General features: G+C 40.7%; 13 protein-coding genes, 5 tRNA genes and 2 riboswitches. Of the genes, 16 read left to right on the forward strand and 2 right to left on the reverse strand.

Features of this window, described 5'->3' with window-relative positions:
- Window positions 1-72 precede the first annotated feature (72 nt).
- A riboswitch (Lysine riboswitch) is annotated at window positions 73-246 on the forward strand.
- A 98-nt stretch (window positions 247-344) separates the two neighbouring features.
- The 7 genes from lysA to AC6UDA_RS02410 are packed head-to-tail and all read left to right on the forward strand — an operon-like array spanning window position 345 to window position 7,515.
- Window positions 345-1,655 carry a diaminopimelate decarboxylase gene (gene lysA / locus AC6UDA_RS02380; RefSeq protein WP_500710805.1) on the forward strand — a complete coding sequence of 437 codons (1,311 nt, stop codon included), beginning with the start codon at window positions 345-347 and terminating at the stop codon, window positions 1,653-1,655.
- Between the two features lie 3 nt (window positions 1,656-1,658).
- Entirely contained in the window at window positions 1,659-2,366 is a 708-nt protein-coding gene (dapD, locus tag AC6UDA_RS02385; RefSeq protein WP_500710808.1) for a 2,3,4,5-tetrahydropyridine-2,6-dicarboxylate N-acetyltransferase, read from the forward strand.
- Window positions 2,366-3,550: an N-acetyldiaminopimelate deacetylase gene (locus AC6UDA_RS02390; protein ID WP_500710810.1), complete on the forward strand. Its 1,185-nt coding sequence runs from the start codon at window positions 2,366-2,368 to the stop codon at window positions 3,548-3,550. The genes dapD and AC6UDA_RS02390 overlap by 1 nt, the downstream gene beginning before the upstream one ends.
- 14 nt (window positions 3,551-3,564) lie before the next feature.
- The gene (dapA, locus tag AC6UDA_RS02395; RefSeq protein WP_500710812.1) at window positions 3,565-4,461 is read left to right on the forward strand and encodes a 4-hydroxy-tetrahydrodipicolinate synthase; all 897 of its coding nucleotides are present in this window, start codon (window positions 3,565-3,567) and stop codon (window positions 4,459-4,461) included.
- Complete coding sequence (dapB, locus tag AC6UDA_RS02400) at window positions 4,454-5,233, forward strand: 4-hydroxy-tetrahydrodipicolinate reductase (protein WP_500710814.1); 780 nt, start codon at window positions 4,454-4,456, stop codon at window positions 5,231-5,233. The genes dapA and dapB overlap by 8 nt, the downstream gene beginning before the upstream one ends.
- 14 nt (window positions 5,234-5,247) lie before the next feature.
- Entirely contained in the window at window positions 5,248-6,300 is a 1,053-nt protein-coding gene (locus tag AC6UDA_RS02405) for an aspartate-semialdehyde dehydrogenase (protein WP_500700806.1), read from the forward strand.
- 42 nt (window positions 6,301-6,342) lie between these two features.
- Entirely contained in the window at window positions 6,343-7,515 is a 1,173-nt protein-coding gene (locus AC6UDA_RS02410; protein WP_500710816.1) for an aminotransferase class I/II-fold pyridoxal phosphate-dependent enzyme, read from the forward strand.
- Between the two features lie 60 nt (window positions 7,516-7,575).
- Here AC6UDA_RS02410 and AC6UDA_RS02415 read toward each other — a convergent pair whose 3' ends face one another.
- Both AC6UDA_RS02415 and AC6UDA_RS02420 read right to left on the reverse strand, forming a co-directional pair.
- Complete coding sequence (locus AC6UDA_RS02415; protein ID WP_500707195.1) at window positions 7,576-7,977, reverse strand: DUF1634 domain-containing protein; 402 nt, start codon at window positions 7,975-7,977, stop codon at window positions 7,576-7,578.
- On the reverse strand, window positions 7,974-8,825 hold the full coding sequence (locus AC6UDA_RS02420; RefSeq protein WP_500693528.1) for a sulfite exporter TauE/SafE family protein: 852 nt from the start codon (window positions 8,823-8,825) through the stop codon (window positions 7,974-7,976). Before AC6UDA_RS02420 ends, AC6UDA_RS02415 begins: the two co-directional genes overlap by 4 nt.
- A 135-nt stretch (window positions 8,826-8,960) precedes the next feature.
- On the opposite strand from AC6UDA_RS02420, the gene AC6UDA_RS02425 reads away from it, so the two are divergent.
- The 9 genes from AC6UDA_RS02425 to AC6UDA_RS02465 all read left to right on the forward strand — a co-directional run bounded on the left by AC6UDA_RS02425 (window position 8,961) and on the right by AC6UDA_RS02465 (window position 14,277).
- Window positions 8,961-9,626, forward strand: coding sequence for a phosphatase PAP2 family protein (locus tag AC6UDA_RS02425; protein WP_500695236.1), 666 nt, complete (start codon window positions 8,961-8,963; stop codon window positions 9,624-9,626).
- A gap of 63 nt (window positions 9,627-9,689) precedes the next feature.
- A riboswitch (Lysine riboswitch) is annotated at window positions 9,690-9,859 on the forward strand.
- Window positions 9,860-9,965: 106 nt separating this feature from the next.
- A complete protein-coding gene (locus AC6UDA_RS02430) occupies window positions 9,966-11,441 on the forward strand; it encodes an amino acid permease (RefSeq protein WP_500710819.1) in 1,476 nt (491 codons plus the stop codon).
- A 74-nt stretch (window positions 11,442-11,515) separates the two neighbouring features.
- Window positions 11,516-12,154: a deoxynucleoside kinase gene (locus AC6UDA_RS02435; protein ID WP_500696526.1), complete on the forward strand. Its 639-nt coding sequence runs from the start codon at window positions 11,516-11,518 to the stop codon at window positions 12,152-12,154.
- A 252-nt stretch (window positions 12,155-12,406) separates the two neighbouring features.
- Window positions 12,407-13,696, forward strand: a complete 1,290-nt coding sequence (serS, locus tag AC6UDA_RS02440) for a serine--tRNA ligase (protein WP_500693532.1) — start codon at window positions 12,407-12,409, stop codon at window positions 13,694-13,696.
- A gap of 170 nt (window positions 13,697-13,866) precedes the next feature.
- Window positions 13,867-13,939: transfer RNA gene (locus AC6UDA_RS02445), tRNA-Val, on the forward strand.
- A 3-nt stretch (window positions 13,940-13,942) separates the two neighbouring features.
- A tRNA-Lys gene (locus AC6UDA_RS02450) sits at window positions 13,943-14,015 on the forward strand.
- Between the two features lie 21 nt (window positions 14,016-14,036).
- Window positions 14,037-14,118 (forward strand) — tRNA-Leu (locus AC6UDA_RS02455).
- A 10-nt stretch (window positions 14,119-14,128) separates the two neighbouring features.
- Window positions 14,129-14,202, forward strand: a tRNA-Thr gene (locus AC6UDA_RS02460).
- A gap of 3 nt (window positions 14,203-14,205) precedes the next feature.
- Window positions 14,206-14,277, forward strand: a tRNA-Gly gene (locus tag AC6UDA_RS02465).
- Window positions 14,278-14,291: the final 14 nt, after the last annotated feature.

The raw sequence follows: 14,291 nt of genomic DNA on the forward strand, positions 1-14,291 counted from the left end.
AATATGTGAAATAGTTATTAATTTAGATGATATTAATTGACGAACAGGTCAAAATGGGTTATATTTTTAACAAATTTAAATAGAGGTTGCAGGTAACAAGATTAGCTAATGGAGATTTACTCGTCGAAGAAGTTAGTGAAAGGGTTGTTTGCCGAAGCACTCTGTCAGAGTAGTGGCACTGGTGCTGGGACGTGATTTAATAAATCGCGGACTGTCGCAGATATTCTGCGGGGAGCTATTCAAGAATATTTGATCAAATAATGTCAAATTAATTATTTTTAGATCTTTTTGTTCAACTCCTGAGCAAAAAGATCTTTTTTTATAAATTATTTAAGAGGTGCGAGATGAAGTCGGTTATTGATAAGCAAGATATAAGAAATCATGATTTGTACATTGGTGGGATTAAGGCCAGTGATTTAGCAAAAGAATATGGAACACCCCTAGAGGTTTATGACGTTAGTAAGATCAGGAGTCAAATTGAAAAATTTAAACGGGTTTTTGAGGACCGTAAAGTTAAATACTCGGTTAATTATGCTAGTAAGGCGTTTGCCACGGTTGGAATGTATCAAATTGTGAAGCAAGAGGGAGCTGGAATTGACGTAGTTTCCGGTGGTGAGTTGTACACTGCGCTTCAAGCTGATTTTCCGATGGCACGGGTCAGTTTTCACGGCAACAATAAATCAAAAGACGAACTAACGATGGCTGTCAAAAACGGAGTGGGAACGATTATGTTGGATAATTTCCATGAAATTGAGTTACTCCACGACGTGCTAGAAGAGCAAGATAAAAACATCGACGTGATGTTACGGATTACCCCTGGTATTTCAGCTCATACTCATGAGTACATCCAAACGGGTCAGGTCGACAGTAAGTTTGGGTTCGATCTGGCATCGGGACAAGCTGATGAAGCTTTACAAAAGGTCCTTTCTGAGAAGCGAATGAATATGAAAGGGGTTCATGCTCACATTGGGTCTCAGATTTTTTCACCCGAAGGCTTTGTGGGAGCGGCCGATAAACTTGTTGATGTAATGAAGCACTGGCATGACAATTTTGATTACACGGCGAAGGTAATCAACGTTGGTGGTGGTTTTGGTATTCAATACACCGATGAAGAACATCCCGTCGCCCCAGAGGACTTCGTCTCAGCCATTGTGGATGAGATTAAACAAAAAACAACTGAGGCTGATTTACCAATTCCATCAATTTGGATTGAACCGGGACGTTCAATCGTCGGGTCAGCGGGTTATAGTTTGTACACGATTGGTTCCAGAAAAGATGTCCCCGGGATTAAGTCGTACGTTTCCGTTGATGGTGGGATGGGTGATAACATTCGGCCAGCTTTATATGAAGCAGACTATGAAGGCGCTCTTGCAGGCAATGTTGATGGAAAGCCGGTTGAAACCGTCCGAATTGCCGGGAAATACTGTGAATCAGGTGATATCTTGATTAAGAATCAACCGCTCCCAAAGAGCCAACCGGGAGACATTTTTGTAATCTTCAACACCGGGGCTTATGGCTATTCAATGGCTTCCAACTATAATCGAAATCCACGGCCAGCCGTTGTGTTTGTTGAAAATGGTAAAGCACAGCTAGCGGTCCAACGTGAGAGTTATGCGGACCTGATCCACTTAGATAAGAAATTAAAGGAGAACTAGAAGATGGCACAATTAGATGCACAGTCAATCATTAAATTTATTTCTAACTCAGACAAAAAGACCCCAGTCAAGGTTTATTTGAAAGGCAAGTTAGGAAAAATCAAATTTCCTAGGGAAATTGAGAATTTTACCACTAACAAAACTGGTGTCATTTTTGGTGACTGGACCAACGTTTCAAAATTTCTTAAAAAGAATAAAAAATTAATCAGTAGTTATGAAATTGAAAGTGATGCACGAAATTCTGCCGTTCCATTACTTGATACCAAGAACCTAGACGCTCGGATCGAACCTGGTGCTATTATTCGTGATCAGGTCTCAATTGGAAAGCATGTTGTCATAATGATGGGAGCTTTAATCAACATTGGAGCTGAGATTGGTGATGATTCTATGATTGACATGGGGACCATCCTGGGTGGTCGTGCGATCGTTGGAAAGCATTGTCACATCGGTGCTGGTGCTGTTTTGGCCGGTGTGATTGAACCAGCTAGTGCTAAACCGGTTCGAATTGACGATAACGTCTTAGTTGGTGCTAATGCGGTTGTGATTGAAGGCGTTCATGTTGGTGAGGGTGCAGTGATTGCTGCTGGCTCAGTGGTTTTGCATGATGTTGAACCTAATACCATGGTAGCCGGGGTTCCTGCTAAAAAGATCAAGGACATCGACACTCAGACCAAGTCTAAGACTAAACTTGAAGACGACTTAAGGAAGTGATGAATGTGTCAAATAACCCGACCAAGTTGAGTGACGATGATCTCCTTGAAATTTATCGTCATCTTCACCAAATTCCAGAATTAGCAATGCATGAATTTCAGACCCATGAATATCTAAAAGAAGTCATTGATAAGTTTAAAACGGACTACATGGAAGTTAATGTACCAGAAAAGTTACCAACGGCGATTTTGGTGCTGGTCCAGGGAACTGATCCCAAGCGCACCATTGGATACCGAACGGATATTGATGCGTTACCAGTTAAGGAAAAAACGAATTTAACGTTTGTGTCAAAAAATGATGGTGTGATGCATGCGTGTGGTCATGATATCCACATGACGGTTGCGTTGAGTATCCTGAATTACTATGTTGCTCATCAACCCCAAGATAATTTGTTAGTTTTTTTTCAACCAGCTGAAGAAAGTGAAAATGGCGGTAAAGTGGCATACGAGGACGGTATTTTTACCGGGAAGTGGCATCCAGATGAATTTTATGGTCTACATGACAACCCCCAGCTTCCTGTTGGGGCAATCGGTTGTCGGATGGGTACACTGTTCGCTGGGACAACCGAGGTCAACGTTGACCTGATCGGAAAAAGTGGTCATGCTGCTTATCCGCAGGATGCAAACGACATGATTGTGGCCGCCAGTCAGTTTATTAATCAGGTTCAGACGATTGTATCAAGGAGTGTTGATCCGATTGAAGGCGGGGTTGTTACCTTTGGAAAAATGGAAGCCGGTACCATTCGAAATGTGATCGCTGGTCATGCTCGAATTGAAGGAACGATTCGGGGTCTGACCCAGAAAATGATTGAGTTGATTGATAAGCGGTTAAAAGAAGTCGCTAATGGGATTTCAGTGAGTTACGACTGTCAGGTTAAACTCAACCTGAATCAGGGCGGTTATTTGCCAGTCGAGAATAATCCGAAGTTAACCAGTAATTTTATTGATTACATGGAAAAGCAAAAAAACGTTGATTTTATTAACACGATGCCCGCAATGACGGGAGAAGATTTTGGTTATTTGTTGTCAAAAATCTCCGGAACAATGTTTTGGTTGGGAATTGGTGACCCAAAGTCTCAGCTTCATGAGGCGACGCTTACCCCCAATCCAAAGGCAATTGCGATTGGAAGTAGAGCCATTATCGGATTTTTGAATTATCGAATGCAACAAGGAACAAAAAAATAGGGGAGATCATAATCATGGTAGAAAAAGCAGATTTATTAACGGCCATCGTCACCCCGTTTGGCAATGACGGTGAGGTTGATATTACACGGCTTAAGAAGCTGATTAAACATTTGGTTGATACGGGGACCAATGGATTTGTGGTCGGCGGAACGACTGGTGAAACTCCGACATTATCTGAAGACGAAAAATTAAAACTGTACGGTGAATTTGGCAAGATTGTGGGCGATCAGTATCCGGTAATTGCAGGGACTGGTTCAAACAATACCCGACAAACGGCTGAGTTTAACCAGAAAGTGATGGAATTAGATGGGATTGATTATGGCTTGGTGGTTGTGCCTTATTACAACAAACCCGACCAACGGGGCATGAAGGAACACTTTAAGTACGTTGCCGATCATTCAGATAAACCAATCATCATCTATAACATTCCTGGACGAACGGGCGTGAACATGAATAAGGAAACGGTCGTGGAATTATCCGAATACAATAACATTGCTGGAATTAAGCAGTGTGGCTCACTTCCTGATATGGAATACATCATTTCCAACACTCCAGATGATTTTCTGGTTTACAGTGGTGAAGATCCACAAGCACTAGCAACTAAGATGCTTGGTGGTGATGGAGTGATTTCGGTTGCTTCCCATGTCTATGGTAATCAATTAAGGGGAATGTACGATGATTTAGATCAGGGGGATTACAAAGCAGCTGGCCAGCTTCAACGTTGGTTAACACCAAAGATGCAGGCGCTATTTATGTATCCTTCACCATCACCGACTAAAGCAGCTTTAAATGCTAATGGTTTAAATGTGGGTGGTTGTCGTTTACCAATTGCAACCCTAAATCAAGATGAGAAAAAAGAATTGGCAAAAGCACTAGACGTTGATTCTTTAGGAGACATTTTAAATGATTAAAGTATTAGTAGCGGGCTTTCGTGGCTCAATGGGCCAAAAGGCCGTTAAGATGATTGAAAAGAATGGTGATTTTAATTTGATAGGCGTATATGACCCGAAAGCGAACGATTTGAGTCCTGAAAGTTATGATTTACCAAAAGACGTAAAAGTTTATAACGATTTTAATCAGATTAAAGGGCCAGACGTAGACGTTTGGGTTGATTTTACGGTTCCAAAAGCAGCTTATCCCAACACTAAATTTGCCCTGGATAATGGGATTCATCCGGTTATTGGAACCAGTGGGTTAAGTGATGATCAACTAGCTGAGTTGCAAAAATTAGCGAACGATGAAAATGTGAGTGGGATTATTGCCCCTAACTTTGGAATTTCGGCGGTATTGTTAATGAAATTTGCTAAAGAGGCAGCTCAATATTTCCCTGATGCTGAGGTGATCGAGATGCATCATCAGGATAAAAAGGATGCTCCGTCTGGGACCGCTATTAATACCGCAAAGTTAATCAGTGAGGGAAGAAAAAAACAACCAGAATCCGTTTCAACCGACGAAACCCTAAAAGGTGCTCGCGGAGCTGAGTATGATGGAGTTCCGATTCATTCCGTTCGACTTCCTGGATATGTTGCTCATGAACAGGTGCTGTTTGGCGGAGATGGTGAAGCACTCACCATTCGTCAAGATTCCTTTGATCGTGATTCATTTATGAATGGTTTAAGGGTTGCCATTGAGAGAGTTGACGGTTTAGATGGGTTAGTTGTTGGATTAGAAAATATTTTATAGAGGGGCAAGTAGTAATGAAAGAGTATAATGTCGCAATTTTAGGTGCCACTGGCGCCGTTGGAACACGTCTCATGGATAAGTTAGCTGAATCAAGTATCCCGGTTAAAAGTCTGAAATTGTTGGCTTCTAAAAGATCCGCTGGGAAAAAGCTCGAGTATCAAGGTGACGAATTAACCGTTGAAGAGGCCACTCCCGACTCATTTAACGGTGTTGATTTAGTCCTTGCTTCAGCCGGAGGTTCGGTTTCCAAAAAATTGTTACCAGAAGCCGTGAAGCGTGGTGCTGTTGCGGTTGACAACACGAGTGCGTTTCGAATGGACCCGGATGTTCCCTTAGTTGTGCCAGAAGTGAATCCAGATGCTTTAGAGAATCATCACGGGATCATTGCCAATCCAAACTGTTCCACTATTCAAATGGTAGTAGCGTTAGAGCCGATTAGAAAGCAGTTTGGGTTAAAACAAATTATTGTTTCTACTTATCAAGCTGCTTCAGGTGCCGGTCAGAGTGGACTTGATGAATTAAAAGATGAAGCGCAAGAACACCTTGATGGCAAAAAGATGGATGCTCACATTTTCCCAGTCAAAGGTGAAAAGGAACATTATCCGCTAGCGTTTAACCTCTTACCCCAAATCGATGTGTTTGAAAAAGACGGTTATACTCACGAAGAGTGGAAGATGATTCACGAAACGAAGAAAATCATGCTGAATGATATGGATTCTGGAGATATTAAGGTGACCGCTACCTGTGTCAGAGTTCCAGTGGAGATTTGTCACGGTGAGTCAGTTTATTTCACGGTCAAGGATGAAAAAGCCGCCAGTCGTGAAAAGATCCAAAGGATTTTAAATGATGCTCCTGGAGTAACTCTTAAAGATGATCCCAAAAAACAACTCTACCCACAACCAATCGACGCTGCTGGCAAAGAAGATACATATGTCGGAAGAGTTCGACCGGACCAAGAAAATGGTGATGCCTATAATATGTGGGTCGTTGCGGATAATTTATTAAAGGGTGCTGCACTGAATACGGTTGAAATTGGCGAAGAATTAGTTAAAAGAGATTTAATTTAATGATTGAATTTCTTGACGATGACGATAGGGAAGAGGATTAACATGCCTACTTTAAATGAAAACTTGCAAATTCGGTTTAACAAGAATTTAACTCAACTGCAACCATCAGCAATTCGAGCTTTTTCGGAGTCGATATCTGATATTGACGGGTTGATTATGCTATCAGTGGGAGAACCAGGATTTAACACCCCTGAACACGTTAAAAAAGCAATGATGAAGAGTATTGAAGATAATCACTCGCATTATTCTCCTCATAAAGGAATCAAATCTTTAAGAGATGCCATCAGCAACTTTATGGCAAAGAAATATAATTTAAAGTATGATTCTGATACTGAAGTAATGGTTAATATGGGAGCAACCGAAGCGCTTGCTTCGTCGATTCTTTCCACGGTTAATCCTGACGATGAAGTTTTGATTCCAGCACCCTTCTATCCCCTATACGAGTCATTAGTACGTTTTGCTGGTGGGAAACCCGTGTTTATTGATACGTCCACTTCTGATTTTGTTTTAACACCTAAAGAATTGGATGAGGCACTCTCAAATCATCCCAGTGTTAAAGCGTTGATCTTAAATTATCCAAATAATCCAACGGGGGTTGAATACACACCAGAGCAGTTAAAAGCACTTGTTCCAATTCTTAAACAACATTCACTCTTTGTGATTACCGATGAGATCTATAGTGAGTTAACCTATGGTATTAAACATCATTCACTGGCAGAGTATTTACCTGATCAAACGATTGTAATTAATGGAGTGTCTAAATCTCACGCAATGACTGGTTATCGACTGGGGTTCACGGTTGGACCCGCTGAATTTATCACTCAGGCTAATAAGATGCATGGTTATTTAGTTTCTTCACCATCAGACCCTGCTCAGTATGGTGCACTTGAGGCACTTAAGAATGGGATGGATGATGCTTTTTCGATGCGAGATGAATACCAAAAGAATCGGGATGAGGCCATTTTCCGGCTAAAGAAGATGGGGCTTGATCCGATTGATCCTACCGGAGCGTTTTATATTTTCGTAAAAATTCCAGCAAATTATGGAAATGATGACGTTCGTTTTGCCAAGGATTTAGCGCAAAACGCTAAAGTTGGTGTAATTCCCGGATCAGCGTTTGGTGACTGTGGTAAAGGCCACGTTCGGATTTCCTACGCTGCTTCTAGTGACGATTTAAAGGAAGCACTAAGTCGGATGGAAAATTATTTAAGTTAATGTAATTATTAAAAAAGCGGAATTAGACATTTGTCTAATTCCGCTTTTGTTTAAAATTGTTTAAAGATGCAGGTAAGTTCCAAGGAAAAAACTAATCATCAAGATGATGAAGACGATGGTAGTAATGATGACGTACATCTTATCGTGTTCTTTATAGAATGAATAGATTGATACGACCACCCTTAGAACCGGCGTTAGGATCAAAGCAAAAACGCCTAACATCATGATGGAATAGGGTTTTAATTGAATGATTCCCTTTAGTAGTTGACCAAAGGAAGTTAGGTAATAGTGACTGCCAAACCCCGTTGTTCCGGTAACAAGGTACAAGAAAAGTCCAAAGACCATGATGATGACGGAAATAATCACGCCGATACGCATGATTTTTCCGATAAGTTTTTCGATTCGAATATTTTCAGCTTCTTGATTTTTTTCACTTTGATTTACATTATTTTGAGTGCTCATGATAAGAAGTTCACCCCAAATCCTTTAAGAATCATTTGAACGCCAAGGTAAATTAGGATGGGAATAAAAATAATTCGAATTAACTTGGAAGGCATGATTTGCATCACACGTGACCCGACGGTGGCTCCAACGATAATTCCGAGCGCCAGTGGGACGGCAATCTGAGGCAAAATTGATCCGTTAAAAAAGTAAATGGTGGCACTCGCTGCTGCCGTGACCCCCATCATTAAATTACTGGTGGAACTTGATGGTTTGAGTGGCATCTTCATGAAAGTGTCCATCGCAATCACCTTAAAGGCACCTGATCCAATTCCCAGTAAACCACTGGCAATTCCAGCACCAAACATTACGGTTAAACCAGCTGGAACGTTTGTTACCTTATAGTCAATCTGCTTTTTTAGGTTTTTATCGTAGTAAGAACCATTTAGCTTGAGTTCTTTTGCAATTTTATCTTCACTGGTTGTATTCGTTTGAACCTGTTTGCCCCAAATCTTTTTAACCATATTTAAACCGGAAAAGAAGAGTAACAGGCCAAATAAAATGTAGAGAAAGATTGGATTGATCACTCCAGTTAGTAAAGCACCGGCAACGGCCCCAATGGAAGTAGCAATTTCTAGAAACATGGCTACCCGTAAGTTTAAGACGTTGTCTTTTAGATAGGCGATTGTTGCTCCTGAACTGGTAGCAATCACGGCAATGATACTTGCACCAATCGCATACTTAATGTCGAGATTAAATCCGATGGTTAAAACCGGTGTAATGATCATCCCACCACCGATTCCTAGGATTGAACCCAGAACACCCGCAAAAACTCCTACCAGTAACATGATAATAAGGCTATGAATCATTAATAAAACTCCAATCTGTAAAATTCATGGTGCAATTATATCACACTAATCACGGCGATTTTGGTGCTTCTCTCAATCGGCTAATCGATATTATGTTATACTTTTTTTATATGAATTCTTGGAGGTATGGCATTTATGATGATTGGAAGGGACGTTAGTCGTCCGTACAAATTAACAATTGCGTTTCTCTTATCGTTAATCCTGACGATTGGAGTCAAAATGAGTTTTGGCTACGTTGACTTTTTAGATTCAATGATAATTGGAACCATTCAAGGGTACCCGTCTTCATTTGAAGAAACCATTTTCTCAATGATTAGTTTTGTCGCGAGTCCCAAGATGGATATTGTGTGGATACTTATAATTGCTGTTTTGTTGTGGTGGTTTAAGTATAAAATACCGGCATTCTTTTCGTTGGTACTGGTTTTTGGTGGAGATGCCATTGGATTTGTGATTAAACACATCGTAGCCAAGCCCCGTCCTTCAATGCATTTGCCGGGGGACACTGGCTTTAGTTATCCTAGTGGACATGTTTTAGGAGCTTTTCTAGTGATTAGCGTCCTGTGGATCATAGTGGTTCCAATGATTAATCGACAATCAACTAAATGGATTATTAGAACTATTTTAGCAATTGTTCTTTTCCTAGTGATGATCTCACGGGTTTATCTGAATGCCCATTTTCCTTCAGATACCGTTGGTGCCGCCTTAATTGCTTACACATGGCTTCAAGTTTGTGAATATGGGTACGTAAAGTGGGCCAAGGAGCTAAGTACAACAAAGATTTTTCAGAATACAATTTACTAATTTCATGAAAGTGATTGATAATCGTTAACTTATCACTTATACTTTACTTATAATGAAATATGAATTCTAAGAAGAGGCGCGACTTTTATCAGTAATTTGCCAGAGATTCACTTAATCGATGAGGGCTTATGAAAGGGAAAGTTGCCGAAACTGATCACGTGGTAAATGATTGGTTGGGTTTTGATTTAATAAGTCAAGGACTGTCGTGTGTTGCACGGAGAGCTTTCTAAGATTACGATTAGTAAGAATTTGTGGACTCTTTTGGAAGTTATTCAAGAGGGTCTTTTTCTTTGTCGTTTTGTTATTGGGTTTCTTCTTAATTATTTAGGAGGAGAATTTATGTCTGAAAAAAATGGAAACGGACAGGTGAAGCGGGGATTAAAGTCTCGTCATGTGTCTATGATCGCCCTTGGTGGTTGTATTGGAACCGGTCTTTTTGTGACTAGTGGTGGAGCAATTCACAATGCTGGTCCCGATGGTGCGTTAGTAGCATATGTATGTATGGGAATCATGGTTTATTTTTTGATGACTAGTTTGGGAGAAATGGCCACTAATATGCCAGTCTCTGGATCATTTGCTACATATTCAGCTAAGTACGTTGATCCAGCTTTAGGGTTTGCAATGGGTTGGAACTACTGGTTTAACTGGGCAATTACGGTGGCGGTTGACGTTAGTACGGTGGCAATCGTCATGCAATTCTGGCTGCCACATTTTCCGAGTTGGATTTGGAGTTTAGCGGCTCTGTCACTGATTTTGTTGATTAACATCTTGTCCGTCAAGGCGTTTGGAGAAACTGAGTTCTGGATGTCTTTGATCAAAGTGATCACGATTTTTATCTTTCTAGCCGTCGGAATTTTGACCATTTTTGGAATTATGGGTGGTCACTTTATTGGAATGAGGAACTTTACCTATAAGCAGGCTCCCTTCGTAAACGGGATTCCCGGCATTCTGAGTGTTTTCGTAATTGCTGGATTCTCATTTCAAGGAACTGAGTTAGTTGGAATTACAGCTGGAGAGTCAGAAAACCCGCGGGAGACGGTTCCAAAAGCGATTCATGAAGTATTTTGGCGCATCATTTTATTCTATATTCTGGCAATTGTTGTGATTGCTGCAATTATTCCATATACTAGTCCCGATTTGTTGGGATCAAGTGCTTCAGATGTTGCCATTAGTCCGTTCACGATTGTGTTTGAACGTGCCGGATTAGCTGGAGCTGCAAGTATTATGAACGCGGTCATCTTGACCTCCGTGATTTCTTCAGCCAACTCTGGGATGTATGCCTCAACGCGAATGTTGTATTCGATGGCCGATGAAGGTTATGCTCCAAAAGTTTTTGGCAAAGTATCTAAGCGTGGAATTCCAGTGTTAGCGCTCCTAGCAACCATGGTGATTTCGTTGTTGACTTTTATGACAAGTATCTTTGGATCTAAGATTTACATGTGGTTAGTGGCTGCTTCCGGGTTGACTGGATTTATTGCTTGGTTCGGGATTGCTCTTTCACATTATCGGTTTAGAAGGGCGTTTATAAAACAAGGACACAAAGTTTCAGAACTTAAATACCATGCGACTTGGTTCCCGGTCGGTCCAATTATCACTTTAATCCTGTGTATCGTTGTTATTTGTGGTCAAGATATTGGTGCCTTTGCTCACTTCAACTTATTTGAGATTGCGGTCACGTATATGAGTGTTCCGTTGGTTATCATCTTGTATTTTGGGTACAAATTTGTTCATCATACCCATATCATTCCTCTCGATAAGGTGGATGTCTCACCTTCAGAAGATTATACGGATGAAATTAAAAAGAATGAAAGCTAGTCTTAAATTCATGATTTTTAAATGGTACAATTACAATTGCAAATTCTTTAAATTAGTCTAAGGGGATCAAATAAATGATTGTATTATCAGGAACTATTGGAGCAGGGAAGACCACGTTAACGACATTATTGGCTGAGAAACTAAACTCACCAGCATATTACGAGTCCGTTGATGATAATAAGATTCTTCCGTTGTTTTACAAAGACCCAAAAAAGTATGCTTTTTTGCTTCAGATTTATTTTTTAAATAAACGTTTGGACAGCATTAAAGAAGCTTCTTCTGATAAGTACAGTGTGATGGATCGTTCAATCTTTGAAGATTCATTACTGTTTCATCTAAATGCTGACCTTGGTCGAGCAACTGAAACAGAAGTTCAAATTTATGATTCTTTATTAAAGAACATGATGGAACCGATCCCTAACGGTAAATATAAGAAAATACCGGACCTACTGATTTATATTGATATTTCTTTTGATACGATGCTTAAAAGAATTAAAAAGCGTGGAAGAAAATACGAACAGATCGATAATGACGCTAGTTTGTATGAATATTATCGTGAGTTAAACCAGAGATATTCGAAATGGTACGAGGATTATAACTTATCTCCTAAGATTAGGATTAACGGGGATAAGTATGATTTTGTCGAAGATGCGGACGCCAGAAACAAAGTTTTAAAGAGACTTTCTGACAAAATTCAAGAAGTATTAGGATAATTTAAGAGATTATTGTATAATTGACGCAACAAATAAACGTGACGTGCCCATTAAGTAGAATCACAGAGAGACAATGTTGGTGAAAATTGTCATTTGAAAATTCCAGCACGTATTTCGGGCGGCCAATCCCGCACGGCAATTACCGTTATTAATTAATCGAGTGCCTTAATTGGAACTTGGGTGGTACCGCGAAAAGACTTTCGTCCCAATATGACGAGGGTCTTTTTGTGTCTTTTAAGGGAGGAAATTAAGATGTTAGATATGAAGTTGATTAGAAGTAATCCAGACTGGTATAAAGGAAAGCTAGCCGAGCGAAATGTGCCTGGCGAAGTGATTGACAATTTACTTAGAAAAGATTCAGAACGGCGTGATCTAATCGTTAAAAGTGAGTCGCTTAAAGCGGAACGAAATGAGGTATCTGAGAAAATTTCACAGCTCAAGCGCAATAAAGAGGACGCAAATGATCAAATTACCAGAATGCGTGAAGTTGGAAAAGAGATCAAGGCGCTGGATGAAAAGCTAGAAACTATCAAAGCCGAACAACATGATATTGAGGCTCATTTACCCAATGTTCCTGCTGATGAAGTTCCCGTTAGTCTCACCGAAGAGGGTTCAAAAGAGTTAAGACGAATTGGTGAACCACGGAAGTTTGATTTCACCCCTAAACCCCACTGGGAAATTGGCGAAGACTTAGATATTTTAGATTTCAAGCGAAGTGCTAAGGTATCAGGAAGTCGCTTCGTATACTATCTAGGTGCAGGAGCCAAATTAGAACGTGCGGTATATAATTTCTATTTGGATCAAAACACCGATGCTGGATACACCGAAGTCTTACCCCCATACATGGTTAATTCTGATTCAATGTTTGGGACCGGGCAGTTTCCTAAATTCCTAGAAAATAAGGCTGGATTTGAGATTAAAGATAGTGACTTGACCATGATTCCGACTGCTGAAGTTCCACTGGTTAATTTCTATCGCGACGAAGTCATTTCTGAAGAGAAGTTACCAGTGAAATTCACCGCCTTGACCCCAGCGTTTAGATCAGAAGCAGGAAGTGCCGGAAAAGATACCCGGGGCTTAATTCGATTGCATCAGTTTAACAAAGTTGAAATGGTTCAGTTTACCAAGCCCGAGGAGTCTTGGGATGCTTTAAAGGAAATTACGCATCAAGCAGAGACATTACTTCAGAAACTCGGTCTGCCTTATCATGTCATCACGCTAACGTCAAGTGACATGAGCTTCACTGCCGCTGAAACTCATGATCTTGAAGTATGGATGCCAGCTCAAAATCGGTACCGCGAAATTTCAAGTTGTTCTAACACGCTTGATTTTCAGGCAAGACGGGCTCACATTCAGTACAGAGATGAGAACGGCAAATTGCAGTACGTTCATACGTTAAATGGTTCTGGCTTAGCCGTTGGTAGAACGGTTGCAGCTATCCTTGAAAACTATCAAAATGAAGATGGAACGGTGAATGTGCCCGAAGTTCTTCAACCTTATATGCATGGGATGAAGAAGATTGTAAAAAATGAAAAATTTTAACAAAAATAGTAGAAATCAATAAGACATTCCGGTATAATAATATTTGTTGCATGACTGGCTTGAGAAGGATTGATCGTTGAAGCGTAACCAATTTGTTCTTGACGCTTAAACATCAAAATGATATTATTTAATAGTTGTCGTTGCGCTTTATCGCAATGATATCTATCAATGGAGGATTAGCTCAGCTGGGAGAGCATCTGCCTTACAAGCAGGAGGTCACAGGTTCGATCCCTGTATCCTCCATTTGAGCCGTTAGCTCAGTTGGTAGAGCATCTGACTTTTAATCAGAGGGTCGGCGGTTCGAACCCGCCACGGCTCATTGCCAGTAACACATTATTATGCGGGCGTGGCGGAACTGGCAGACGCGCTAGATTTAGGTTCTAGTGTCTTAGGACGTGGGGGTTCGAATCCCTTCGCCCGCATTGATTTTTCGCCGACTTAGCTCAGTTGGCTAGAGCGCTTCACTAGTAATGAAGAGGTCGTAGGTTCGAATCCTATAGTCGGCATATGCGGAAGTAGTTCAGTGGTAGAACGCCACCTTGCCATGGTGGAGGTCGCGGGTTCGAATCCCGTCTTCCGCTTTTTTTGTTATCAT

Source organism: Fructilactobacillus sp. X8R4C1, from assembly GCF_059900905.1.

What these genes read in the sequence shown, in the direction of transcription:
- AC6UDA_RS02420 (WP_500693528.1), bottom strand. Translation starts at nt 8,825, where the DNA reads ATGATTCATAGCCTTATTATCATGTTACTGGTAGGAGTTTTTGCGGGT.
- AC6UDA_RS02425 (WP_500695236.1), top strand. Translation starts at nt 8,961, where the DNA reads ATGATGATTGGAAGGGACGTTAGTCGTCCGTACAAATTAACAATTGCG.
- AC6UDA_RS02430 (WP_500710819.1), top strand. Translation starts at nt 9,966, where the DNA reads ATGTCTGAAAAAAATGGAAACGGACAGGTGAAGCGGGGATTAAAGTCT.
- dapA (WP_500710812.1), top strand. Translation starts at nt 3,565, where the DNA reads ATGGTAGAAAAAGCAGATTTATTAACGGCCATCGTCACCCCGTTTGGC.
- serS (WP_500693532.1), top strand. Translation starts at nt 12,407, where the DNA reads ATGTTAGATATGAAGTTGATTAGAAGTAATCCAGACTGGTATAAAGGA.
- AC6UDA_RS02435 (WP_500696526.1), top strand. Translation starts at nt 11,516, where the DNA reads ATGATTGTATTATCAGGAACTATTGGAGCAGGGAAGACCACGTTAACG.
- AC6UDA_RS02405 (WP_500700806.1), top strand. Translation starts at nt 5,248, where the DNA reads ATGAAAGAGTATAATGTCGCAATTTTAGGTGCCACTGGCGCCGTTGGA.
- dapB (WP_500710814.1), top strand. Translation starts at nt 4,454, where the DNA reads ATGATTAAAGTATTAGTAGCGGGCTTTCGTGGCTCAATGGGCCAAAAG.
- AC6UDA_RS02410 (WP_500710816.1), top strand. Translation starts at nt 6,343, where the DNA reads ATGCCTACTTTAAATGAAAACTTGCAAATTCGGTTTAACAAGAATTTA.
- AC6UDA_RS02390 (WP_500710810.1), top strand. Translation starts at nt 2,366, where the DNA reads ATGAATGTGTCAAATAACCCGACCAAGTTGAGTGACGATGATCTCCTT.
- lysA (WP_500710805.1), top strand. Translation starts at nt 345, where the DNA reads ATGAAGTCGGTTATTGATAAGCAAGATATAAGAAATCATGATTTGTAC.
- AC6UDA_RS02415 (WP_500707195.1), bottom strand. Translation starts at nt 7,977, where the DNA reads ATGAGCACTCAAAATAATGTAAATCAAAGTGAAAAAAATCAAGAAGCT.
- dapD (WP_500710808.1), top strand. Translation starts at nt 1,659, where the DNA reads ATGGCACAATTAGATGCACAGTCAATCATTAAATTTATTTCTAACTCA.